Below are 24,367 nucleotides of genomic sequence, written 5' to 3'. Positions count from 1 at the left end.
GCCGCTTGGCGCAGGCGCGCGCTGCTTGGGCAAATCAATGGGGTCAATCAATGGGGGCAGGCAAATCAATGGGGTCACAAATCAATGGGGTCAGACTCGATTGATTTCGCAAATCAATGGGGTCAGACTCGATTGATTTCACAAACCGCACACGTCACATTGGAGGGATGGCGTGGCAGCCTTTTTCCTGAAATCAATGGGGTCAGACTCAATCAATGGGGTCAGACTCGATTGATTTCACAAACCGCACAGGCCACATTGGCGGAACGGCGTGGCAGCCTTTTTCCTGCAACAGTGCAACACACCATTTTTACCGGGTGGGTTTATCGGCCTAGCCATTTCGGCCTTGCTTTGCGTGGCCCTCTGGGCGCCATGCTTTATGAGCGTTGATTTCAGCTTCAAAGAACGTAAATCAATCGAGTCTGACCCCATTGATTTTGCAAAGAACGTAAATCAATCGAGTCTGACCCCATTGATTTTGAATCAATCGAGTCTGACCCCATTGATTTTGAAGAACGCAAATCAATCGAGTCTGACCCCATTGATCCCATTGATCCACCATTGATCTTGATCTTGGCTGAGCTGCCCGCCAGGCCGCCACAAGGCGGCCCCGCAGGCGCTTTGCCGCGCTTACTTCGGAATCGCCCCTTCCACGCCTTTCACATACCAATTCATGGCGCGCAATTCTTCGTCGTTCATTTGCTTGCCGGCGGCGACTTTTTCCGCGCCGCTTTGATCTTGCAGCGGGCCTTGGAAGGGGTGCAGTTTGTCGCTCTTGATCTCAGTGCTCTTTTGTTCGACCAATTGTTTCAGATCTGCCGGCAGGGCGGCATTGAAAGAGACCAGGCCGACCGCGCCTTCTTTCAAGCCCCACCAGACTTTGCCGGGCTGCCATGTGCCGGCCAGCACATCGCCAACCGTCTTCTTATAATAGGGCCCCCAGTTGATTACGGCTGAGGCCAGGTGCGCGCGCGGGCCGAATTTCGACATGTCCGAGTCCCAGCCAAAGGCAAACACGCCTTTTTCTTCCGCCGCTTGAATCGGCGCCGGCGAATCGGTGTTTTGAATCAGCACATCCACACCCTGGCCGATCAGGGTCAGCGCGGCTTCACGCTCTTTGCCCGGATCAAACCATTTATTTACCCACACTGCGCGCGTGCTGATGGCCGGATTCACGCTTTGCGCGCCCAGGGTGAAGGCATTGATGTTGCGGATCACTTCAGGAATCGGGATCGAGGCCACCACGCCGAGTTTCTTGCTCTTGGTCATTTTGCCGGCGATCACCCCGGCCAGATACGCGCCTTCATAGGTGCGCGAATCGTAGAAATTCATATTCGGCGCAGTTTTATAACCGGTGGCGTGCTCGAATTTAACATCCGGGAAGGCTTTCGCGGTTTTTTGCATCGCTTCCATATAGCCGAAAGTCGTGCCGAAAATCAGCTTGTGGCCATTGTCGGCCAGATCGCGGAACACGCGCTCGGCATCCGCGCCTTCGGGAATGCTTTCGACAAAAGTGGTTTTGACTTGTGCGCCGAACTTCTCTTCGACTTCTTTGCGCCCGAGATCGTGGGCATAGGTCCAACCTGCGCTGCCAACCGGGCCGATATACACAAAGCCGACTTTGAGCGGAGCGCCGGCGGCGGCGCTGGCCGGTGCGCTTGCGCTGGCGGCTGCAGCGGAGGTCGAAGCCGGCGCAGTGTTTTTATCGCCGCATGCGGCCAGACTCAGGCTGGCCAGCACGGCCAGCGCGGACAATTTGAAAGCATCAAACATGAGTTTCCCCGGGAAAATTGGAATCAGCCGCCGGTAACATGACCGGGGCCCCATCTACAAATTGCAAAAACTGACCGGGCGACATTTGACACCAGATTTCATCACGGGTCAAAGGCGTGGTTGCGATCACTGCCACCTGATCGCTTTCCTGCGTCACTGCGGCGAAATCGATTTGCAAATCTTCATCGGCCAACTGGGCGCGGCTGAAAGGATGGCGGCGCACGATGTAATGCAAATTGGTGGAACAGTGCACATATAGCGACTGGCCATCCGAGAGCATCATATTAAAAGCGCCAAATTGCGCTAACTGTGCGCATTGTGCGCGTAAAAACGCGCTTAACACCGCAGGCGCCGGGCGGGTGTCGGCAAACTCGCGACGCAGGTTTTGCAGCAGCAGGCAAAACGCGCGTTCGCTGTCGGTTGTGCCGACCGGGCGGTATGGCCCGTCAAATACCGGCTGAAAATCTTTTAAGCAGCCATTGTGCGCAAACACCCAATACCGTCCCCACAACTCGCGCACAAAAGGATGGCAATTTTCCAGCGTTACTTCGCCCTGGGTGGCTTTGCGGATGTGGGCAATCACGTTTTGCGATTTGATCGGCCAGCTTTTGACAAAATCCGCCAAGGGCGAAGACATGGCGGGATCGCGGTCAACAAAATGACGCACGCCGGCCCCTTCAAAAAATGCAATGCCCCAGCCATCGCCATGGTGGTCGGTTTTGCCTGAACGCGGCAGCAAGCCGCAAAAGCTGAACACGATGTCAGTCGGGTTATTGCAATTCATGCCAAGCAATTGACACATCGCGCTTCCTTTCTGTTGAATATGGCGCAAATCCTGAATCGATTTTTTGCCGGCAGCAAGCAGATTACAACATTTGCGGCGGCGCTAACCACTTTGTATATTGCGCCTCCTGCAGCTGGGCCGCCAACTGCGGTAAATGGCCGGGATCTGACAGCGCCAGCACCAGGCGCGCCAAGGGTTGGCGGCTGCGCAAGAGGCGATTGAGTTGCACCCGCATGCTCAGATTGCCGGCGCAGCACAGACAGGCCGGGGCCAAGCGCACGATTTGCAGATGCGGCAGTTCAGCCAGCAGATGGGCTTGTGGCCCGGGCCAGCCTTCAATCATGAGGGCCGAGGGCGATGGCGCGGCGGTGAAAAAAGCCAGCAGGCGCGATTCCAGCTGTGCGCTGTCAGCGGCGGCGCACAGCCAGAGTGGAATAGGGGTGGGATGCGGCAAGGCGGATGAAATCAGGTGGCGACTTTCTTCGCCAGTTTGCCAGGCTCCACCCCGAGTTGCTTGAGTTTGCGGTACAAGTGGGTGCGTTCCAAGCCGGTTTTTTCAGCAACCCGCGTCATACTGCCGCCTTCACGCTGCAAATGGTGCTCAAAATACTTGCGCTCGAAAGCATCGCGCGCTTCGCGCAAAGGCAGGTCGAAAGACAGGCTGATTTGATGCAGATCGGCCAGATTGGCGCCGCGCAGCATGCCGTTGGGAACATAATTGCCGTGGATTACTTCCGGGCCGAATTGCGCCGCCGGACGTGGATTGGCGGGGCGGTTTTCCGCTGCCTTGGTCAAGCCTTGCTGCACTGCCTTGAGCAGTTTTTGCATGGAAATCGGCTTTTCCAGGAAATTCAAGGCGCCGATGCGGGTCGCTTCCACCGCAGTGTCGATGGTGGCGTGGCCTGACATCATGATCACCGGCATGGTCAGCAAGCCATCGCGCTGCCATTCTTTTAACAGTGTCACGCCATCGGTATCTGGCATCCAGATGTCCAATAAGACCAGGTCGGGTGCGCCTTGCGCACGGATATCGCGCGCCTGCTGCGCATTTTCGGCGGTTTGAATCGCATGGCCTTCATCGCTCAAGATTTCCGAGAGCAATTCACGAATACCCATTTCATCATCAACGACCAGAATGTTTGCCATCTCTGTATGCCTTCCCCGTTTGAATCAGGACTGCCGTATTGCTGCTGTTGCGGCAATCTTCATGCTTCTTCTTGTTGCAGCCACCGGGCCACTGTTGCACAGTGACCAACAGGCAGCACGTATTCTACATGATTTCCCGGCCTGTACTGCAGTTCGTCCGGCTAAATGTTCTACTGTTGACAGTCTTACTGCGGCGCCAATTTTAACAGCAGTATCAGGATTCTTGCGCCGCTGATTTCTGTTTCTCCATCATTATCATGACGGTTCTGCAATTCGATGCGGCCGCCATGCTCATCCACGATTTTTTTCACTGTGGCCAAGCCCAGTCCGGTGCCGCGCGCCTTGGTGGTGACATACGGCTCAAATGCGCGCGCCAGGATGTTTGGCGGAAAGCCCGGGCCATTGTCGCGCACCTCCAGCCGCACCGCGCTGCGCTCTTCGCCATTGGTGGCGTGGTAGCGCACTTCCTCGGTGCCGATGGCGACAAAATGTTCCCGCCCGTCTTTCAGATCGCTCAAGGCGTCTTGCGCATTTTGCAGCAAATTATGGATAACTTGCCGCAATTGGGTCGCATCGCCCATGATCAGCGGCAAAGCCGGGGCCAGATTCACTTGCACGGTCTCATGCTCGGCGCCGGCGTTATACAGATTCAGCACTTCGGCCACCAATTCGTTCAAATCCAGCGGCATGAGTACGGCGGGCGGGGTTTTGGCGTAATTGCGGAAATCGTCCACCATCCGTTTCATGGCGGAAACCTGATTCACAATGGTATTCGTGGCGCGTTTGAGCAGATCGACATCCGCCGGCATCAGCTTGTCTTCCAGCTTCATTTGCAAGCGTTCTGCCGACAATTGAATCGGGGTCAGCGGATTTTTGATTTCATGCGCGAGCCGGCGCGCCACTTCGCCCCAGGCGATCGAGCGTTCCGCTGAAATCAGGCCGGAAATATCGTCAAACACCAGGATATAGCCCGAGCCTGCCGGGGCCGGCAAATGTGAGCCGCGCGTCAGCAGGGTGATGTCGTGGTCGGTTTCGTCGTCGCCGATCTGGCGCGGAATCTCGATTTGCTTTTGCCAGTGCACCCCGGCCCCGTCGGCCACGGCGCTTTGCTCGATAAACATTTTTTGCACTTCTGCGGCAAAGGGATTCAGGCCGGCGATGCTGTCCAGGGTTTGGCCCAGATGCTGCACAAAATCATGCTGCAAAATGCGCGACACTGAATCATTGCAGCTGAGCAGAACAAATTGGCGATCCAGCACCATCACCCCGGCTGACATATTCGCCAGCACGGATTCCAAGTGCGCCTTGGCGCGCTCCAGCTCGGCGCGGTTGTTTTCGACCGCGATGCGCGCATCCTGCAATTGGCTGGTCATGGCGTTAAAGGATTTGGTCAGGGTGCCCAATTCATCATTGGTGGCGACAATCGGGCGCGGGGAAAAGTCGCCATCGGCCACTGCGCGCGTGCCCTGCGCCAGCAGCAGCAGCGGTTTGGCGAAATTGCTGGCGATTAAAAACGCGCTGCCGATCGCCGCCACAATCGCCAGCAATAAGGTTAAAGTCAGGGTGCCCAGGTACATTTTGCGCAAACCGCTGCGCCCCAGTGAGCGTACCTGGTATTCATTCGAGGCCAGGCGCAGCGCTTCCGCATTGGAGGCCAGCGCGCCGGGCACATGTTGCAGCAATTGCAGATATCGTTGCTCATTTTGCAGGCTGCTGGTGCTGGTTGAGCCGGGCAGGGCCACCACCACGCGCAAGCGCAGGCTGCCGGGCTTGGCTTCTTTATCCACCACTTCATTGCCGGTTTCAATCGCGGCAAAGCCGCGCGAGCTGCGCGCCTCACGCAACATGGCGCTGCTGGGCTGCTCCGGTTTTAAATTCATTTTTTCGCCAACGCTGGTCAATACGCGCCCATTGGCGTTGAATACGGTGGCTTCGTAGAACTGACCCTGTTCCTGCAGGCGCGAGAGGGTGGTGGTTTGGGCGGATAGCGGCAAATCGGCCAGATCGAGCGCCATATGGTGGGCGCGCGTGCTCAATTCAGATAATGAGGTGTCCAGCGCGGCGCGGCCCAGATTCAAGCCGGATTCAATCGCTGACTCCACCCGCACATCAAACCAGGATTCAATCGAGCGTGAGACGAATTGCACCGAGACCAGGTAAATCAAGGCGCCGGGCACAATCCCCATGGTGGCGAACAGCAAGACCAGGCGCAGCATCAGGCGCGAGCCGAATTTTTGCTGGCGGTAGCGCCGTCCGAGCCGGATCAGCAGCAGCGAGACCAGGCACAGCAGGACGAAGGCGACCAGGCCATTCAAGCCCAGCAGCCAGGGATAGTTTTTTTCAAAGAAATCGGAATTTTCAGAGGCGGATGCGAGCAGAAACAGCAAAATCACCAAAACCGCGCCACCCAGCACCAGGGCATATCGGAAACGCCGGCTCACTTTTCTTCCGCCTTGAAACTGAAGTTTTTGCGATCAGAGCCAAACCGCCAATCGCTGTTATTTAAGGCGTTCACCTGTAAAGGTTTGGACATCAGCTGCAAATCCAGGCCGATGCGCAGGGAAACATTATAGGTTTCGCCCATTTTCAGGCTGGCGCGCGGGGCGATAGTCCAGCGCGCAGGGCGGCGCAAGGCCAGCAGGGCTTCTTCCAGGGTGTTGAAACTTTGCTGCACATTGCCGACCACGCCAGCGGCGTATTTGCGCGTCAAGACGTTGTAGCTGATGCGCAAAGTTTGTTTGGCGCTGGCGTTTTTTTCATCCAGCCAATACCAGCGCGGGCGGGTGATTTCCACTTCTGTTGTGAAATACAGGGGAATGCCACGGTTCAAGGCGTCTTCCAGGCCGTGATTCAAATCCAGATCATAGGCCGCAGCCAGCCGCCAGCCATCTTCCGCCAATTCCAGGCGCGCATTGCGCACTTCAATTCCGTCTTGTGCATAGACCGCCCCGGCTTGCATCAGCAAGCCAAGCGCCAGCAGCAAAGGCAAGAGAATTCTGAGCATGAGAAATGGGGTGGATGAATCAACTCCCTGCATTATGCTGCAGTTTTTTCAAACAACGCATAAAACAGGCCATCCGGATCGCTGATTGTTGCAGCCGGGTGCGCCACGCCGGGTAAAAGCTGGCCCGGGGCCGGCAAACGCTGCGCATCGCCATGGCGCGCGCCAAAGGCTTGCGCCTGCAACTCTGATTCTTGCGGCCAGAGTGAACAGGTGACTAATAACAAACGTCCACCGGGGGCCAGCATATGCCATAAATTATCCAGAATGCGCGCCGACAAGCGCGCCAGGCGTTGCGCATCTTCGGCCTGACGCAGCCAGCGGATATCCGGGTGGCGGCGCACAATGCCGGAGGCGCTGCAGGGCAGATCCGCCATGATGCGCTGATACGGCAGGCCATCCCACCAGGTGCGTGCGCTCGCATCGCCGCAACGCAATTGCGCCCCGCTCAACTGCAGACGCTGCAGATTCTCTTGCACCCTGGTCAAGCGCTGCGCATCAATATCCAAGGCGGTCATGTGCACATCGGCCAGCTCTAAGACATGGCAGGTCTTGCCGCCGGGCGCGGCGCAGGCGTCCAGCACGCGCATGCCGTGTTCGGCCGCCAGCAACGGGGCGGCCAGTTGCGCCGCCGTATCCTGCACCGAAAACAGACCGTCGCTAAAGCCGGGAATCAGCGGCGCCGGCATCGGCTTATCCAGGCGCAAGGCATACGGGCCGCAGCGTTGCGCGCCGACGCCATGTTGCGCCAGCCAATCTTGCGCCGCCGCCGTTTCCATGCGCCGCGCATTGACGCGCAACACCAGCGGCGGATTGCAATTGCCGGCCTGCATAATCGCCTTCGCCTGATCGCCCCAGGCGGCTTGCAAATCACGCACCCACCAATCGGGATAATTTTCACGCGCCAGCACATCGTTTTGCTGCGCTTGCAAGAGGCTGTCGCGTTCGCGCAAAAAGCGCCGCAAAATCGCATTCAACATATTTTTGCCGTGCGCAATTTCAGCTTGCGCGCCGGCCAGGCTGACCGCCTGATCGACCAGGGTGAAAGGGGAGTAGGGCGCCGGCTCTTCCAGCAACAGCGCCAGACTGAGCGTGGCCAGGGCGTATAAAAGTTCCGGGCCGGGCGGCTTGCTGGTCATTTGCGCCAGCAGACATTGCGCACTGCCGAAGCGGCGCAAAGCGCGGTGCGCCAGATCTTGCATGGCGCCGCGCGCCGGCGCTTCCGCCCGCGTCAGGCTGAACGCGCTCTGCAAGGCTTCCGGCAGGGCGCTGCCGGCCTGCACCCGCGCCAAGGCGACAGCGGCGCCGAATAAATGAAAGGCCAGCGACTCTTGCGCCGGCAGCGGCTGCGGCAGGGCCGGCAAGGCCAGATATTCCGCCTGCACATTGCCTTCGCGCAGGCGTTGCAATGGCGTCAGCGGCGCTGCCGTTTCCTGCGCCGGGGCCGGCGCGGGCGGCGCCTGGCGCGGCCCCTGCGCTGCACGCGCGCCCGGGGCCGGGCGCGCATCCGGCTTGCGGCGCGCAGCTGCCGGCGCGGCGGTTTTCTTTTTATTCAGAGTCAGCAGGGGGCGTTTTTGCATGTTAGCGGGCAGAAAGAAAAATCGGGGGCGTCCACATGCGCCGCCGGCCCCACATTGTAAGGCCAAAGCCGGCGCCACAGCCGCGCAACAACGCCGCCTGTGGCGCGCGCCGCCAAACCACAGCCGGGTTTGCGTTTTGCCGCCGCAGCCCGGCTTGCCGCTATAATGGGCATTTTGCATATTCCGGGCAGGCCCATCCTGCCGAGACACTCATGTTAGCCGAACAAAAAAACCGCATCACGGCGTTGATCGCCGAAGCGCTGGCGCCGCATCTGGCGGGCAGCGATCTGCAACCGACGATTCTGCTGGAAGTGCCGCGCGACCCGGGCATGGGCGACCTGGCCTGCAATATCGCGATGCAATTGGCGAAAGCCTTGAAGAAAAATCCGCGTGAACTGGGCCAGGCCATCGCCAGCCATCTGCAAGCGCATTGCAGCGCTGACGGTTTGCTGGCCGGCGTGGAAGTGGCCGGCCTCGGCTTTATCAATCTGCGCCTGTCATCCAAAGCCAAGCAGGAAGTGGTGAAACTGGCTTTGGCGCAAGGCGCTGATTTTGGCAAATCGCGCGCCGGCGAGGGCAAGAAGGTGATTGTTGAATTCGTCTCCGCCAATCCGACCGGCCCGCTGCATATCGGCCATGGCCGCCAGGGCGCTTTGGGCGACAGCCTGTGCGCTTTGCTGGAAACCCAATCCTGGCAAGTGACGCGCGAGTTTTATTACAACGATGCCGGGGTGCAAATCGCCAATCTGACCCGCTCAGTCCAGGCGCGCGCGCGCGGACTCGCGCCCGGCCACGCCGATTGGCCGGCAGATGCTTACAACGGCGATTATATTGCTGAGATCGCCGCTGATTTCATGGCGAAAAAGACTGTTTCCGCTTCCGACGGCCAGCCGGTGACCGGCAGCGCCGATATCGAAGACGTGGAAAACATCCGCGCCTTTGCTGTGACCTATCTGCGTCATGAGCAGGATATGGATTTGCAGGCGTTTAACGTCAAATTCGACAATTACTACCTCGAATCTTCGCTCTACACCGATGGAAAAGTGGACGCCACCGTGGCTGCGCTGGAGCATTCCGGCAAAACCTATGAGAAAGATGGCGCGCTGTGGCTGGCCACCAGCGAATATGGCGACGATAAAGACCGCGTGATGCGCAAATCCGACGGCACTTACACCTATTTCCTGCCGGACGTGGCTTACCACATCAATAAATGGGAGCGCGGCTTCGTCAAGGCGATCAATGTGCAAGGTTCCGATCACCATGGCACGGTGGCGCGGGTGCGCGCCGGCCTGCAAGCGGTGAATCAGGGCATCGCGCAAGGCTACCCGGACTATGTGTTGCACCGTATGGTGACGGTGATGAAGGGCGGCGAAGAAGTCAAACTCTCAAAACGCGCCGGTTCTTACGTCACTTTGCGCGATCTGATCGAATGGTGCGGCAATGGCGATGAAGTGCGGGGGCGCGATGCGGTGCGTTTCTTCCTGATTTCGCGTAAAGCTGACACGGAATTTGTGTTCGATATTGATCTGGCTTTGAAGCAGAACGACGAAAATCCCGTGCTTTACGTGCAGTATGCGCATGCGCGGATTTGCTCGGTGCTGGAAAAATGGGGCGGCGACATCAACACCCTGCACAGCGCTGATCTGAGTCTGTTGAGCAGCAGCCATGAATTGCAATTGATGGCCCTGCTTGCCCAATACCCCGACATGTTGCAAAAAGCGCTGGCGGAATTGGGGCCGCATCAAGTCGCCTTCTATCTGCGCGATCTGGCCGGTTTGTATCACAGCTACTATTTCGCCGAAAAAGTGCTGATCGACGACACCGCCCTGCGCGACGCGCGTCTGGCGCTGTACCTGGCCGTGCGCCAGGTCTTGCAAAACGGATTGCGCATTCTTGGCGTTTCCGCGCCTAACCGCATGTAACACAGGACAGCAGCATGAAAAAAGCTTCATCCGACACACAGCAGCGCCGCTCCGCGCAAACCGGCAGCACGTTGCTGGGCATTATCATCGGTTTGATCGTCGGTTTGGCGATTGCAGTGGTGGTGGCGCTGGTGATCACCAAGGGCAATTCGCCTTTTACCAATAAGCTGGGCAAAACCGAGCGCGCCAGCGAAAGCGCATCCGCCCCGCTGATCGACCCCAACAAGCCTTTGTATGGCAACCGCGAGCCGGCCAAGGAAGCGGCGAAAGAGTTTGCGCCGGAAAGCGCGCCGACGCCAGCGCCAACTGCGCAAGCCACGCCGGCCGCCACGCCGGCCCCGCAAGCTGCGGCAGACCCGAACAAGGCTAAGCCTGCGGTCACGCCGACCCCGGCCCCGCAAGCCGCGGCCAGTCCGGCCCCTGGCGCGACGCCTCAGCCTGCGGCCAATCCGGAAGAAAAATGGATTTACTATCTGCAGGCAGGGGCTTTCCGCGACCAGGCGGATGCCGAAAAAACCCGCGCCAATCTGGCATTATTGGGTTTTGAAGCCGCTATCAGTGAACGAAACAGCGATAACGGCGTCTTATATCGCGTTCGTCTTGGCCCCTTCAATCAAGTTGAGGCAATGAACCGGGCACGCGCCAAGCTGTCCGAGAATGGTGTGGACGTCTCCGTAGTCCGCAATCAAAAGTGACGCCGCACGCGCGTTTTAAACGAGAAAGAGGAAAAATATGCGTATTCTGCAAAAATTTTGGCAGTTCGTCGGCATCACCTTGTTAGCGTTGGGCGCAAGCCAGCTGCAAGCTCAGGCCAACGAGGGCTACACCACCCTGCAAAACCCGCTGCCGACTGAATCGGGCAAGAAAGTCGAAGTCATTGAATTTTTCTGGTATGGCTGCCCGCACTGTAACGATTTCGATCCTTATCTTGAGGATTGGGTGAAAAAGCAAGGCGATAAGATTGCTTTCAAACGTATTCCCGCCAATTTCCGTGAAAGCTTTGTCCCGCAGCAAAAAACTTACTATGCGCTGGAAGCCATGGGCAAGCTGGAGCAATACCACAGCAAGATTTTCGCCGCCATTCATAAAGAGCGTCAAAAGCTTGATACTGAAGCGCAACTCACTGATTTTCTGGTGAAAAACGGCATCGACAAAGCCAAATTCCAGGAAGCCTTCAATTCCTTCTCGGTGCAAACCAAGGCCCGCCGCGCCAGCGGTCTGCAAGGCGACTATCGGATTGACGGCGTGCCGACCATCGTCATTAATGGCCGTTATATCACCTCGCCATCCAAGATGGGTGAAGTAATGGGGCGTGTGCCGGAGCCGGCGCTGTTCCAGGCCACGCTGAAACTGATGAGTCAGCTGGTTGATAAATCAGCCGCCAAGTAAGATGAAAAAAGCCGCGTTCTGCGGCTTTTTTTACAGCTGCAGAAAGCAGCGCAGTCGAATAGAGGACGTGCATGTCGTTTCTTTTCCTTTCCCTTGCCGGCGGCCTCATCTTGGGCGGCTTGTTTTATGCTCTTTGGCGCATGCTGCACAGAAAACAGAAACGGTCTGATGGCAGCGATGGCAGCGGTGCGTATGACGATGTCGCATCCGCTGACGCCGATGGTGGCGGGGGGGGGGATTGAGCGGCAGCCGGATTCACGCAACAGATGCTGCGCTGCGGCAGGCATGATTCCGTACGGATCAATTTCCCCGCCTGCATGATTCCCGCCTTATTTGCAAGAACATGCACACACCCTGGCGCTGGTCTGTGCGCTCATGCGCGCTTGACCCCGGCATGGCCTTGTGGCATGTTCGTTTCACTATGCGCACAATTTTTCATTTCCCCTGCTTTGGCGTCGCGTTTTGCGCGCTGGCCTTGCTGTGTGGCGCGCCTTTGGCGCAGGCGGCGGAGGCGGTGTTGCTGCGTTTCGCTTACGAAACCAAGGATGTGCCGCCGTATTTCATCGGCGATGGTGAGCAGATTCCGGCCAAGCCTGGCGTGACGCCGGAGTTAATGCGCTTGCTGGAGACAAAAATCCCCGGCTTGAAAGTCCAGTTGCAGCGCATGCCCTGGAAGCGCTGCCTGAGCAGCTTGCAATCCGGTGAAAGCGATGCGGTGGTGGCCAGCTTCAATAAAGAAAGGCGCTCACTCGGACACTATCCGATGAAGGGCGAGGCGCCTGATCCCGCTTTGCGCATCGACACCAAAGCCTATTTTCTGTATTCCCATGTGAAAAGCAAAATCAGCTGGAATGGCCGGCAGTTCAGCGGCGTCAACGGCGCAATTGGCGCGCCGCTGGGGTATTCGATTGTCGAGGACCTGAAAAACCAGGGTTTGGCGGTGGAAGAGTCCAAAAGCGCGCAACAGTTGCTGGAAAAACTCAGCCTGCAGCGGGTGGCGGCGGTGGCTTTACTGGAGCGCGTCGGCGATGCGCTGCTGCAGGATGGCGCCTATCCGCATATCCTCAAACATCCCGCACCGCTGGCGGGCAAGGATTATTATGTTTTGCTGAGTCAGACTTTTGTCAGCAAATATCCAGCCATGGCGCGCCAGATTTGGCAGGCGGTGGCGCAATTGCGCGAGCAGGAGGGCGAGGCTTTGATCAAGCAGTATTTGGCGTTGCCCGGCGAGTAAGGCCGGCTTGCCGCGCATGCTGTCTGCGCGTTTTGATAAGGAGGAGCATGCAATGATTGTGTATAACATGGTCGGCACTTCCGGCCGCAAATGCATTTGTAAAACCGGCCCGCGCACCTGGCTGTCACATTGGGAGCGCGGCACGAATGAAAATTTGCCCGACAAGTGTTGCGCCAAGTACTGCCGCAATGAGGTCGAAGTCGGCGCGCATGTCAAAATCGAGGGCGAGGATGGGCGTATTCCCTGGATTGTGCCGTTTTGCCAATATCACAATAAGCGCCCCAGTTCTGAACCCATCGAGCTGAAATCCGGCGTCACCTTGTGCGGCGCTGCGAAGGTGGATTGCGAGGTCTGAACCGCTCTTTTGCGCCGCAAGCCCTGGCGGCGCAGCGCTTTCCGCTTCCTGGCGGGAACTTTTCCGGCGCAGCCTGTCTATGCAGCGCTGCGCCGCTTCACACTGCCTGATCGGGCGCCAGCGATACAATCAATGTGAGCGCAGCGCAATGCGGCAGCATCACACATCAGGAAGTCAATTCAAAGAGGACGATTCATGTTTAAACAAACGTTGGGCGCGGTTTGCTGTGCAATGTTGAGTGTTTCAGGTGCGCAGGCGGGCGCTGCGGCGGCGGCCAATCCCACCCCGCCGCAGGCGATCAAGGGCGACTGGCAGGAAGTGCGCCATGGTGAGACGGTGAAAGATGAATATCGCTGGCTGCAGCAAAAAGACAGCCCGCAAGTGAAAGCCCATCTGGATGCAGAAAATGCTTACGCCGAACAAATGACGGCATCGCTCAAGCCCTTGACGGAAAAACTGTTCCAGGAAATGCGCAGCCGCATCAAGGAAACCGATTTATCCGTGCCGGTGCGGCGCGGCGGGTTTTATTACTATGCGCGCACCGAAGCCGGTAAGCAATATCAGATTCATTGCCGCCGCCGCGCCGGCGACAAGATGCAATATGATGAAAAAGCGGCGGAAGAGGTCTTGCTGGATGTGAATCAACTGGCCGAAGGCAAAAAATTCATGTCGGTGATGACCTATGAAGTCAGCCCGGACGGGCGCTATCTGGCGTATGCGATGGATGATGTCGGCTACCGCCAATACAAGCTGCAGATCAAGGATTTGCAAAGCGGCAAACTCTTGCCCGACAGCGTGGAGCGCACCACTTCCTTTGCCTGGGCGGCGGACAGCAAAACGTTGTTGCTGACGCAGGAAGACGCGACCACCAAGCGTTCTGACCGGGTTTTGCGCCTGACCCTGGGCGCCAAGCCGGAACAAGTGTATTACGAGCCGGTGGAGCAGTTTGGCTTGCAGGTGTTCACCAGCAAAGACCATAAATATTTGATGTTCAGTGCAGACTCAACCGATACGGAGGAAGTATTTTATGCGCCAGCGCAGCAGCCGCAGGCGGCCTTCAAATCGGTGTTGGGACGCAAGAACGGGCATCGCTATTCGGTCGAACATTATGAAGGTCAATGGCTGATCAAGAGCAATCGCCAAGGCGCTAAAGAGGCCAAAAATTTCCGTCTCTACATGCTGCCGGTGGGACAGACTGAGGGCGGCCAGGAATTGGTGGCGCATGACGCCCGCATCCTGCTGACGGATATGGAAGTGTTCAAGGGCCGGCTGGCGGTGCGCGAAAAAGAAAAAGCGCAGCATCGTATCCGCATTTACGATTTCAACAGCAAGCAATGGCAAACCCTGGCCATGCAGGAAGAAGTGTATTCCCTGCGTTTTGGCGCCAATCCGGAATATGACAGCGAGCGTTTGCGCTTTTCTTATCAGTCTCCCTTATCGCCATCTGCGGTGAAAGAAGTGGAGATGGGCAGCGGCAAGCAATATTTGCTCAAGCAGCAGGAAGTGTTAGGCGGTTTTGACGCCGGCAAATATCAAACCCGCCGCTTGTGGGCCACGGCGGCGGATGGCGTGCAAGTGCCTTTGTGGCTGGTGGCGCGCAAAGATATCAAGCTGGATGGCAAAAATCCGCTGTTTTTGAATGGCTATGGCAGTTATGGCATACCGTCTGATCCTTATTTTTCATCGCAAAGCTTGAGCATGCTGGATCGCGGCGTGGTGATGGTGACGGCGCAGATTCGCGGCGGCAATGATCTGGGCGAGGCATGGCATGAAGATGGCATGTTGATGAAAAAGAAAAACACGTTCACCGATTTCATCAGCGCGGCGGAACATTTGATCAAGGAAAAATGGACCAGCCCGGATAAGCTGATCATTGAAGGCGGTTCCGCCGGCGGCTTGCTGGTCGGCGCGGTGTTGAATATGCGTCCCGATTTGTTCAAGGCGGCGCATGCGGCGGTGCCATTTGTGGATGTGATGAACACCATGATGGACAGCAGCTTGCCGCTGACTGCCGGCGAGTATCTGGAATGGGGCAATCCGAATCAAAAAGCGGCATATGACTATATGCGGAGCTATTCGCCGTATGACAATGTGAAAAAGCAAAACTATCCGGCGCTGCTGGTCACCACAGGTTTTCATGACAGCCAGGTGATGTATTGGGAGCCGGCCAAGTGGGTCGCCAAGTTGCGCGCGCACAAGACGGATAACAATCCATTGCTGTTTAAAGTGAATATGCACGCCGGCCACGGCGGCGCTTCGGGCCGTTATGACGCCTTGCGCGAATATGCTTTTGAAATGGCATGGATGTTCCAGCAGTGGGGCTTGCCGCAATAAGATCCTGGCTTGCATGATCAGGGTGAACGGTTCGCAAGAGTTCCCGCGCTTGCGGGCCGTTCGCCCTGAGCCTGTCAAATGCCTTATCGCGGCCTGCGCTTTGTCCTGCTGCGCGCCTTGGGCGGGCGGAGAACAAACTCAAGGCGCCACTCCATGCTGTTGCAAGGCCCAGGCCACATGTTCGCGCACCAGTTCAGACGGGTGATGGGCGCGGCTTTGCAGGGCGGCGACGATGGCCGGATTGCCTTTTACGCTGCGTGCGGCATTGCCCAGGCCCACCGCCAGATTGCGCAGCCAGCGTTCATGGCCGATGCGGCGGATTGCGCTGCCTTCCATTTTTTGCAGGAAAGTCGCTTCGTCCCAGGCAAACAGGGTCAGCAAATCGGCCTGGTCTAATTGGTGGCGCGGGGCGAAGTCGGGCAGGGCGGTGCTTTGCGCAAATTTATTCCAGGGGCAGGCCAGTTGGCAGTCGTCGCAACCGTAGATGCGGTTGCCCAGCAGGGGGCGGAGTGCTTCCGGTATGCTGCCTTTGAGTTCAATCGTCAGATAGGAAATGCAGCGGCGCGCATCCAGCTGGCCGGGGCCGAGGATGGCGCCGGTCGGGCAGATATCGATGCAGGCGCGGCACTGGCCGCAATGATTGCTGAGCGGCGGATCGGGCGGCAAGGCCAGGTTGACGAATAATTCGCCCAGGAAAAACATAGAGCCGGCTTCGCGCGTGAGCAAAAGCGTGTGCTTGCCGCGCCAGCCCAGCCCGCTTTGCTTGCCCAATTCGACTTCCAGCACCGGGGCCGAATCAGCAAAGGCGCGGCTTTCCAGCGCAGGCGTCAGTCCCAGTTCGCAGCAGCGCTGTTCCAGCCATTGCGCCAATTGCTGCAAACGGTTGCGCACCACTTTGTGATAGTCGCGCCCGCGCGCATACAGCGCCACCTGGGCGGCGCGCGGGTCGGCGATGCGGCGCCATTCGCGCGCGCGCCAGTCTTTGTCTTCCCCGTTTTCCTGCTGCCCCGGCAGATAATCGATGCGCACGCTTAATACCGCTTGCGTGCCGGCTTGTAAAAGCGCGGGGTGGATGCGTTTCAATCCATGGCTTGCCATATAATCCATTTCGCCATGAAAGCCTTGCGCTAACCAGTCTTGATAGGGTTGCTCTGCTTGCGGCAGCCAGGCCGGGGCGATGCGCGCGCCGTGAAAGCCGAGAATGTGCGCCTGCTGTTTCAATTCCTGCGCCAATTGCTGCAGGAGGAGCCCGGAATCTGCGCCGGGGCGCTGCGTGGATTGTGAAGGATTATGCATGTTAACTAAGATACACCACCATCTGCCGGATGAAAATGCGACTGCCGCTTGCGGCGCCGCACTGGCCGATTGTCTGACGCCGGGTTTGATGATCTGGCTGCATGGCGATCTGGGCGCCGGTAAAACCGCGCTCACGCGCGCCCTGCTGCATGCCGCCGGCCATGCCGGCAGTGTGAAAAGCCCGACTTACGCCCTGGCGGAACCTTACCGTGTGCAGCATCCGCGTCTCGGTTCTTTGAGTTTGTTGCATTTTGACTTATACCGTATGTCAAGCCCGCAAGAATTCATTGAAGCCGGCTTGCAAGACGAGGTGGATGGCCGCAATATCTGTATCGTTGAATGGCCGGAGCAAGGCGCCGGCGTGTTGGCCGCGCCTGATTGGCGCATTACTCTCACTTATCTGGCGCAAGGGCGCGATTTTACACTGGAAGCATGCAGCGAACGAGGCACACAATGTCTGAACCGATTTCATTTCGCCGCCCGTCTGTGACGCCGGGCCGCCACCGTCGCACCGTATTGCGCGCCGGCGGCGCCTTGTTGCTGTCGGTGTTTGCGCCGCTGCCGGCGCGGGCGGCGCAGATTTTAGCGGTGCGCGTGTGGCCTGCGGCAGACTATACCCGGGTGACGCTGGAAAATGACAGCGATTTAAAGGCCACCCACTTTATCGTCAAAGACCCCGAACGCATGGTGGTCGATATCGAGGGGCTGGAACTCAATCCCACGCTGAAAACCTTGGTCGCCAAGATCAAGGCGAATGATCCCTATATCAAACAGGTGCGGGTCGGGCAAAACCGGCCGAATGTGGTGCGCCTGGTATTTGATTTGAAAGAAGAAGTGGCGCCGCAGGTGTTCACCCTGGCCCCGGTCGGCAATTACAAGCACCGCTTGATTTTCGATTTATACCCGGTCAATCCGCCAGATCCGATTGCGGCCCTGATTGAGCGCGAAAATGCGCGGCGTGAAGAGGGGCAGTTAGCGTTGAATGGCGCCGATGCTCTGAAACAATTGCCGGACAAGGTGGAAAAAGGCTTGGAGAAGGCTGCCGGCGCAGACAAAGGGCAGGACAAGGCGGCAGAGAAACATGCCGAGAAAAACAGCGAAAAGGGCGCTGAGAAAACTGCCGAGAAAGGCGCGGAAAAGAGCAAAGCGCGCGATGATGGCGCGGAAGACAGCCTCAAGCGCAAGGGCGACGGCGTGACGCGCATGATCACGATTGCGCTTGACCCCGGCCACGGCGGCGAAGATCCGGGTGCGATCGGGCGCGGCGGCAGCCGGGAAAAAGATGTGGTGCTGGCGATTGCCAAGCGCTTGAAGCGCAAAATGGAAGAGCTGCCGAATTTCCGCGTCATGCTCACGCGCGACGATGATTATTTTGTGCCGCTTCAGGTGCGGGTGCAAAAAGCGCGCAAGGTGCAGGCTGATTTATTCATGTCGATTCATGCCGACGCCTTTGTCGAGGCCACCGCGCGCGGCTCTTCGGTCTTTGTGTTGTCTGAAAAAGGGGCCAGTTCGACGGCGGCGCGCTGGCTCGCGAATAAGGAAAATGCGGCGGATTTGATTGGCGGCGTTAATATCAAGGGACATGACGCGCAACTCGCGCGGGTGCTGTTGGAAATGTCCACCACGGCGCAAATCAAAGACAGTATGAAACTGGGCAGTGCGGTGTTAAAAGAAATCGGCGGCATCAACCGTTTGCACAAAGGTTCGGTGGAGCAGGCCGGTTTCGCGGTGTTGAAAGCGCCGGATATCCCCTCGATTTTGATTGAAACCGCTTTTATCTCCAACCCCGAGGAAGAAGCGAAGCTGAATGACAATGCTTATCAGGAGCAATTGGCGGATGCGGTGTTGAAAGGCGTAAAGCAGTATTTCGCGAAAAATCCGCCATTGGCGAAAAACCGTATGACATGAGGGAGGGCAGATGAGTACCCCAAGCATGTGTAAAGCAGGAAATCTGGATGCGCTGGAATTGGTGGCGGCGGATGGCGCAAGCGCCACCATCAGCTTGTTTGGCGCGCATGTGTTGTCGTGGCAGACGGCGGACGGGCGCGAGCGCTTGCTGTTGTCAGGCAAGGCGGCGCTGGACGGCAGCCGCCCGGTGCGCGGCGGGATTCCGGTGATTTTTCCGCAGTTTTCCGACCAGGGCGCCGGCCAGCGCCACGGCTTCGCCCGCACCACCGTTTGGCAGGCGGAAGAATGCGGCGAGTTGGAAGACGGGCGGCAATATGTGGAAATGGTTTTGACCCCGGAGCTGCTGCCGCCGGCGCTGGCGGCGGCCTGGCCCTGCCGTCTGCGTTATCGCGTCACCATCGGCGGGCAGGAAATGCAGCTGATGTTGCAAGTCGATAATCTGGGCGACAAGCCTTTGCATTTCGCCGCCGCGCTGCACAGTTATTTGCGTGTGCTGGAAGTGCGCGATGCGGTGGTGCATGGCTTGCAGGGGGTGCGCTATACCGATAGCGTGAGCAAACAGGACGGGGTGGAAGAGCGCAGCGAATTCCAGCTGAGCGATAAATATGACCGCCTATACCGTCATTTGCTGCGCCCGCTGGCTTTGGAGACGGGACAGGGCCGCCTGCATTTGACGCAAAGCGGTTTTTCCGATGCGGCGGTGTGGAATCCCGGCCCGGCGGATTGCGCCGCGCTGCCGGATATGGCGGATGATGAGTGGCGCGATTTCATTTGCATCGAGCCGGCCCAGATCAGCCCGGTGGCCCTGCCGCCGGGACAGAGCTGGATTGGCCGCCACAGTCTGCTGGTGGAGTGAGCTGATTCAGGCGCCGGCGGCGTGCCGGCTTTCGATTTCGCGCAAGACTTTAAAGCACAGCCACACGCCCAGCACGCCGAACAGTACCACGCCCAGGCCGTAGCCGGCCATAATTCCTTCCACCCCATACCAGATGCCGCCCAGCCAGATAAAGGGAATCACCCCCAGGGTTGAGCGGCCCCAGTTCAGCATGGTGGAATAAAAGGGATAGCCCAGATTATTGAAGGCGGCATTCGCTACGAATAAGGCGCCGTTGAATAAGAAGCTGGCCGAGACAAACAAGCAAAAGAAGTCCACCACTTGCGCGCCCGGCCCTTGCACGCCGAACAGTTTGACGATGATGTTATGTCCCAGCGCCAGGGCGGCCCACACCGCCAGCACATACACCAGCGTCACCAGCAAGCTGTCGCGCATGGTGGAGCGCAGGCGCGCATATTGGCGCGCGCCCAGGTTTTGTCCGAGGATCGGGCCGACCGCGCCGGAGAGGGCGAACAGGGCGGAAAATGCAACCGGAATCAAGCGGCTGACCACGGCCCAGCCAGCCACGGCTTCGTCGCCATACGCGCCCATGGCGCTGGTCACGGCGGCGTTGCCAAACGGGGTCGCGATCTGGGTCAAAATGGCCGGGATGCCGATGGCCAGAAAGGGGCGCAGATTCTGCTGGAAATCCTGCCATTGTGGATGTTGATACAGTCGGTGCACGCGCAATAAGCCGTGCAGGCCGACCGCCAGCAAGGCGCAGCGCGCCAGTATATTCGCCAGGGCGGCGCCATCCAGGCCCATACCCAGGCCGAAAATAAACAGCGGATCCAGAATTGCGGTGGTCAGCGCCGCGCTCAAGGTGGTGTACATGCCGCGTTTGCCGTCGCCGACGGCGCGCAACAGGGCGCCGACGCTCATGCCCACGGTCAGGATTGGGGTGGATGGCAGCAGGATCATGCCAAAGCGCAGCGCCAGCTGATGCGTTTCACCTTTGGCGCCTAAAAAACTGAGCAGCGGCGAGAGCAAGGGGATGGTCAGCAGCGAGATCAGGGTGGCGACGGCGGCGGTCAGCCACAAGCTGAAGCCGGCGATGCGTTGCGCTTGCTGGCGTTCGCCGGCCCCGAGTGCGCGCGCGCACATGGCGCTGGCGGCAATCGATAAGCCAATTGACAGCGCGGTGTGAAAAAACAGCAGAGTGGTGGCGTAACCGACCGCCGCTGCTAATTCGCGCTGGCCTAAGCGGGCGATGTAAAACAGATTCAGTGCGTCCACCACAAAAATCGCCAGCAGCCCGATGGTGCTGGTGGCTGTCATATTGATCACATGACGCATGGTGGAGCCGCTGACGAATTTGCCCGGCTGATTCATATTGTGTCCTTTGTGTGCGGCGCGGCCCGGGCCGCTCGCGCTGTTGCTCAGGTGTTGCGGTAGCCGCCGGCGGCGGCTTGCGCCATCCATTGGCGCGCCAGTCCTTCATCCGCCGGCACGCCCAAGCCGCGTTGATACAACATGCCCAGGCTGTACATGGCGGCGGCGACGCCGCGTTCGGCGGCGCTGCGGTACAGTTCCGCCGCCAGCGCATGGTTGAGCGGCATGCCCTGGCCGTGCTCGGCCATGGCCCCAAGATTGCAGGCGGCTTCCGCCATGCCGGCTTGCTCGGCCTGTTCATACCAGTGGCGCGCCTGGGCGAAGTCCTGCTCCGTGAATTGGCCGCGCATATATTGCAGACCCAGAGAATATTGGGCGGCGGCGTCGCCGGCTTGCGCCGCCAATTGCAGCCAGTACATGGCTTGTTCGCCGTTTTGCAGGCCGTATTGCGGGTTGCTGTACAAAATGCCGAGTGTGGATTGGGCTTCGAGCAGGCCGGCTTGCGCCGCCTGGCTGATCCAGCGCAGCGCCTGGCGCATATCGCGCGATACGCCGCGCCCTTCCAGATACAGTTTGCCAAACAGCAGCGCGGCCGGCATATGGCCGTTGCGCGCGGCGCTGCGCAGCAGGGTGTAGGCGTTGGCGTCATTGCGCGGCAGGGTTTCGCCCAGGCTGTATTGCAGGCCGAGCAAATATTGCGCATCGCCCAGGCCCATGTCGGCGGCGCTTTGCAATAATTGTTCAGCGCGCGCGGTGTCGGCTTCGACCGCGATTCCCTGCAACATCAGATTCGCCAGAATCGTCAGCGCGCGTGCGTCGCGCGCGGCGCTGCGTTGCTCCAGCCAGCGCACGCAATCGGCGGCAAAGTCGATGCTGTTGCGCGCCACCAGCAGCGGGCTGTCGTTTTGCAGCATGAGCGCGAAGGGCTGCGGTTGGCGGCAGTCTTGCAGCAAGAGCGCGATTAAATCGCCATCCTGCTGCATGATATTGCAGATGCGCGCCGGGTACAGACCACGGTTCCACAATACGGCGTCGCCGACTTGCATCAATTGGCCATCGGCGTATTTGGGCTGCAGCGGCGGGGCGTATTCCAGCATCAGGCTGGCGTGGCTGAGGTCTGGCGTTTCCAGCGCCAGCAGGGTGCGCGCGACGTGGCGGCAGAATTCTTCACTGCTGGCGTGCGGCGCCTGCGCGCGCAGGGTTTTCAGGGCGCTGCTGCGCGGATTGAGTTTGCCGGCTTCCAGCGGCAAATCAAAAAAATCGCTTTCCTGCCCGGCGGCGGCGGTTTGATCATGCCAATTGCCGCTGGCGACGGCCTTGCCGCGTCCATCCGCTTCCAGCAAGACCGCACCAAAATAGGGCGCGGCGGCGTGTGTGGCCAGCAAAAAACCGGGTTGCGCCAGCGCTTTGCTGATTTCGGTGAAATGAATCTGTGCTTGGGCGCCGCGTCTGGCCAGCCAGCCGAAATCATCCGCCACCAGCGCCAGCCAGCCTTTGCCGCCGGTGACAATGCCCAGCTTCAGGCTGCCGGCCCCGTTGGCGCAGCGGCGCCACCCCGCTGCTTCCAGCATGCGGTCGAGCGCTGCAGCCAATGGTTGCGGGTCAGACAAACGGTAATACGCGACGTGGGAGGAAAAACCTTGCATGACAGCATCTAAAAGCGGGTGGCAGAGGCGTGATTATCGCTGGTGGCAGAGTTCTGCACAAGGCCGGCTTTCATGCGAAGGCCAGCACAGCGGCGATGGCGCATAACATCAGCCCTGCGGCCAGGTTGACGGCGCGCAGCAGCCAGCCATGGCGGGTGGCCCAGGCGGCGATCAGTCCGCCGGCGAAAATCGCCAGCAAATCGGCGGGAATTGCGGTCAGCGGGATCAGGGACGACAACACAAACATGCCGCCCATGCTGTGCTTGGCGGCATAGGGTGTGATGAAAGAGAGAAAAAACAGCACGGTCTTCGGATTCGAGATTTCAATCAACACGCCTTGCCCGAACAGGCGCAATAAACCGGGGTGCGGGGCCGGCGCGCCTGGCGCGTCGACATCAGGCGCGCTGGCGGCGCCGCTTTGAAATGCGGCGCGGATTGCATCCTGTCCCAGATACAGCAGATACAGAGCGCCCAGATATTTCATGCCCAGCATCAGCCAGGGCGCTTGCGCCGCCAGCAGCGCCAGACCGCAGGCGGCCAGCAGGGCGTGGCCAATGCCGCCAACCGCCAGGCCCAGCGAAGACATCAGGCCGGCGCTGTGGCCGTATTGCGCGCTGCGCGATAACACATAGGCCATGGAAGGCCCGGGCGAGGCGGACAGCAGCAAGCCGGCCAGGGCCACTTGCAGCATGGTTTCTATTGTGGGCATGCGATTTTTTCCTGCAAAAAGGGATTGGCGTCGGCCAGCAGTTGGCGTTTGGCGCGCAAATAGGCAAAGTCGCGCACCACTTGCTGTTCCAGATGCTGACCGCTGTGCAGACGCGGCGCATCGGCCTGGCCTGCTTGCGGCCCGCACAGCGGGCTGAGCACGGTATCGTAATCGAAGGTGGCGAAGTAGGGCATGGAATAGCGCGTCTTGCCGCTGTGCAGCACGCGGTGCGGATTGGAGCGGTAGCGGGCGCCGGAAATTACTTGCGCCAGATCGCCGACATTCATCACCAGCGTGCCCGGCAGCGGCGGCGCGTCACGCCAGACGCCGTGCGGGTCCATGCTTTGCAAGCCGGTGCTGCTTTGATACAGCAGCGTGAAAAATTCATAATCCGTGTGCGCGCCCATATTTGTGCGCTGCGTTTCCGCGCGCGCTTGCGCCGGATAGTGGATCAGTCGCAATTGCGAACAGGGTTTGCGCATCAGATGTTGCAAATTTCCTGGCGCCAGGCCGAGCGCGGCTTCGAGCGCGCCGCTCAGGCGCTGCGCGAGTTGGCTCAGCGCCTCGTAATAGCCATACACCGCAGCGCGAAAACCGGGTTGATCGGGCCAGGTGTTGGGGCCATAAAAAATATTCCCGCGTAAAAAATCAGGGTCATCCGCAGTCAACTCCAGGCCCAGATCAAAGGCTTCATACATGCGCGCCTGTTCGTCCTGATATAAGCCTTTTTCTGAAAACGGGACATATCCGGCATGGCGCGGAGCCTGCGCGATGGCGTATTGCAATTTATAGCTGTCGCTTTGGGCGAAGAAGGCGCGGGCGGCGGCCTGCGCGGCGTCGATGCAGCTTTGCGCAATGCCATGGCCTTGCAGATAGCAGCAGCCGTATTCCTGCAAGGCGTGGTCAAGCGCCGCCACGGTGGCGGGATCGCGCGCATGCGCAAGCAAAGGCTTCAGATCAATAAGGGGCAACATGGCTTGAAAGCGGCTCTGTCTCAGCCGGGTGCGGCTTGGCTGTGGTTTGTGGAAAAAAGCATGCAAGAATAGCATGCTGGCAGCCGGATGAACATGTTTGCAGCGTCTTG

Annotated in this window: 22 protein-coding genes; 10 read left to right on the top strand and 12 right to left on the bottom strand. The window is 59.0% G+C overall.

Annotated elements, in window-relative coordinates:
• Positions 1–271 precede the first annotated feature (271 nt).
• On the top strand, positions 272–565 hold the full coding sequence (locus tag V8J88_RS17505) for a hypothetical protein (RefSeq protein ID WP_338845515.1): 294 nt from the start codon (positions 272–274) through the stop codon (positions 563–565).
• 65 nt (positions 566–630) lie between these two features.
• Here V8J88_RS17505 and V8J88_RS17500 read toward each other — a convergent pair whose 3' ends face one another.
• The 7 genes from V8J88_RS17500 to rsmB form a co-directional block, all read right to left on the bottom strand.
• Complete coding sequence (locus V8J88_RS17500; protein ID WP_338845514.1) at positions 631–1,773, bottom strand: BMP family ABC transporter substrate-binding protein; 1,143 nt, start codon at positions 1,771–1,773, stop codon at positions 631–633.
• Positions 1,766–2,575, bottom strand: a complete 810-nt coding sequence (locus V8J88_RS17495) for a class II glutamine amidotransferase (RefSeq protein WP_338845513.1) — start codon at positions 2,573–2,575, stop codon at positions 1,766–1,768. The genes V8J88_RS17500 and V8J88_RS17495 overlap by 8 nt, the downstream gene beginning before the upstream one ends.
• A 64-nt stretch (positions 2,576–2,639) precedes the next feature.
• The gene (locus V8J88_RS17490; protein WP_338845512.1) at positions 2,640–3,011 is read right to left on the bottom strand and encodes a GTPase; all 372 of its coding nucleotides are present in this window, start codon (positions 3,009–3,011) and stop codon (positions 2,640–2,642) included.
• A gap of 11 nt (positions 3,012–3,022) precedes the next feature.
• Complete coding sequence (locus V8J88_RS17485) at positions 3,023–3,703, bottom strand: response regulator (protein ID WP_338845511.1); 681 nt, start codon at positions 3,701–3,703, stop codon at positions 3,023–3,025.
• Positions 3,704–3,888: 185 nt separating this feature from the next.
• On the bottom strand, positions 3,889–6,144 hold the full coding sequence (locus tag V8J88_RS17480; RefSeq protein ID WP_338845510.1) for an ATP-binding protein: 2,256 nt from the start codon (positions 6,142–6,144) through the stop codon (positions 3,889–3,891).
• The gene (locus V8J88_RS17475) at positions 6,141–6,707 is read right to left on the bottom strand and encodes a DUF4390 domain-containing protein (protein WP_338845509.1); all 567 of its coding nucleotides are present in this window, start codon (positions 6,705–6,707) and stop codon (positions 6,141–6,143) included. The genes V8J88_RS17480 and V8J88_RS17475 overlap by 4 nt, the downstream gene beginning before the upstream one ends.
• 32 nt (positions 6,708–6,739) lie before the next feature.
• The gene (gene rsmB / locus V8J88_RS17470) at positions 6,740–8,284 is read right to left on the bottom strand and encodes a 16S rRNA (cytosine(967)-C(5))-methyltransferase RsmB (RefSeq protein ID WP_338845508.1); all 1,545 of its coding nucleotides are present in this window, start codon (positions 8,282–8,284) and stop codon (positions 6,740–6,742) included.
• A gap of 212 nt (positions 8,285–8,496) precedes the next feature.
• Between rsmB and argS the strand changes: the two genes are divergently transcribed.
• The 6 genes from argS (at position 8,497) to V8J88_RS17440 (ending at position 15,518) form a co-directional block, all read left to right on the top strand.
• Positions 8,497–10,206 (top strand): arginine--tRNA ligase, encoded by a 1,710-nt coding sequence (argS, locus tag V8J88_RS17465; RefSeq protein ID WP_338845506.1) that lies wholly within the window; start codon positions 8,497–8,499, stop codon positions 10,204–10,206.
• Between the two features lie 14 nt (positions 10,207–10,220).
• A complete protein-coding gene (locus V8J88_RS17460; RefSeq protein ID WP_338845505.1) occupies positions 10,221–10,901 on the top strand; it encodes an SPOR domain-containing protein in 681 nt (226 codons plus the stop codon).
• 37 nt (positions 10,902–10,938) lie between these two features.
• Positions 10,939–11,595 carry a thiol:disulfide interchange protein DsbA/DsbL gene (locus V8J88_RS17455; RefSeq protein WP_338845504.1) on the top strand — a complete coding sequence of 219 codons (657 nt, stop codon included), beginning with the start codon at positions 10,939–10,941 and terminating at the stop codon, positions 11,593–11,595.
• Positions 11,596–12,016: 421 nt separating this feature from the next.
• Positions 12,017–12,829, top strand: coding sequence for a transporter substrate-binding domain-containing protein (locus V8J88_RS17450; protein WP_338845503.1), 813 nt, complete (start codon positions 12,017–12,019; stop codon positions 12,827–12,829).
• 52 nt (positions 12,830–12,881) lie between these two features.
• Positions 12,882–13,184: a hypothetical protein gene (locus V8J88_RS17445; protein ID WP_338845502.1), complete on the top strand. Its 303-nt coding sequence runs from the start codon at positions 12,882–12,884 to the stop codon at positions 13,182–13,184.
• Positions 13,185–13,379: 195 nt separating this feature from the next.
• Positions 13,380–15,518, top strand: a complete 2,139-nt coding sequence (locus V8J88_RS17440) for a S9 family peptidase (RefSeq protein ID WP_338845501.1) — start codon at positions 13,380–13,382, stop codon at positions 15,516–15,518.
• Positions 15,519–15,656: 138 nt separating this feature from the next.
• Here the strand turns inward: V8J88_RS17440 and queG are convergent, their stop codons facing one another.
• Positions 15,657–16,814: a tRNA epoxyqueuosine(34) reductase QueG gene (gene queG / locus V8J88_RS17435; protein ID WP_338845500.1), complete on the bottom strand. Its 1,158-nt coding sequence runs from the start codon at positions 16,812–16,814 to the stop codon at positions 15,657–15,659.
• Between queG and tsaE the strand changes: the two genes are divergently transcribed.
• From tsaE to V8J88_RS17420, 3 genes are read left to right on the top strand one after another with little or no spacing between them, the layout of a single operon-like run.
• Positions 16,813–17,304 (top strand): tRNA (adenosine(37)-N6)-threonylcarbamoyltransferase complex ATPase subunit type 1 TsaE, encoded by a 492-nt coding sequence (gene tsaE / locus V8J88_RS17430; RefSeq protein WP_338845499.1) that lies wholly within the window; start codon positions 16,813–16,815, stop codon positions 17,302–17,304. The two genes, queG and tsaE, sit on opposite strands and share 2 nt — an antisense overlap.
• On the top strand, positions 17,268–18,722 hold the full coding sequence (locus tag V8J88_RS17425) for an N-acetylmuramoyl-L-alanine amidase (protein WP_338845498.1): 1,455 nt from the start codon (positions 17,268–17,270) through the stop codon (positions 18,720–18,722). The genes tsaE and V8J88_RS17425 overlap by 37 nt, the downstream gene beginning before the upstream one ends.
• Before the next feature lie 10 nt (positions 18,723–18,732).
• Positions 18,733–19,578 carry a D-hexose-6-phosphate mutarotase gene (locus V8J88_RS17420; protein WP_338845497.1) on the top strand — a complete coding sequence of 282 codons (846 nt, stop codon included), beginning with the start codon at positions 18,733–18,735 and terminating at the stop codon, positions 19,576–19,578.
• Between the two features lie 6 nt (positions 19,579–19,584).
• Here the strand turns inward: V8J88_RS17420 and V8J88_RS17415 are convergent, their stop codons facing one another.
• From V8J88_RS17415 to V8J88_RS17400, 4 genes are all read right to left on the bottom strand, one after another.
• Positions 19,585–20,928 (bottom strand): MATE family efflux transporter, encoded by a 1,344-nt coding sequence (locus V8J88_RS17415; RefSeq protein WP_338845496.1) that lies wholly within the window; start codon positions 20,926–20,928, stop codon positions 19,585–19,587.
• A 47-nt stretch (positions 20,929–20,975) separates the two neighbouring features.
• Positions 20,976–22,574 carry a tetratricopeptide repeat protein gene (locus V8J88_RS17410; RefSeq protein ID WP_338845495.1) on the bottom strand — a complete coding sequence of 533 codons (1,599 nt, stop codon included), beginning with the start codon at positions 22,572–22,574 and terminating at the stop codon, positions 20,976–20,978.
• A 70-nt stretch (positions 22,575–22,644) separates the two neighbouring features.
• Positions 22,645–23,283, bottom strand: a complete 639-nt coding sequence (locus tag V8J88_RS17405; RefSeq protein WP_338845494.1) for a LysE family translocator — start codon at positions 23,281–23,283, stop codon at positions 22,645–22,647.
• The gene (locus tag V8J88_RS17400) at positions 23,271–24,257 is read right to left on the bottom strand and encodes a 2-oxoglutarate and iron-dependent oxygenase domain-containing protein (protein ID WP_338845493.1); all 987 of its coding nucleotides are present in this window, start codon (positions 24,255–24,257) and stop codon (positions 23,271–23,273) included. The genes V8J88_RS17405 and V8J88_RS17400 overlap by 13 nt, the downstream gene beginning before the upstream one ends.
• Positions 24,258–24,367: the final 110 nt, after the last annotated feature.

It is taken from the genome of Massilia sp. W12 (assembly GCF_037300705.1).
Taxonomy (GTDB): domain Bacteria; phylum Pseudomonadota; class Gammaproteobacteria; order Burkholderiales; family Burkholderiaceae_D; genus JACPVY01.
The sequence above is the reverse complement of the archived record's forward strand: the minus strand, read 5'-3'. Positions and strand labels throughout refer to the sequence as shown.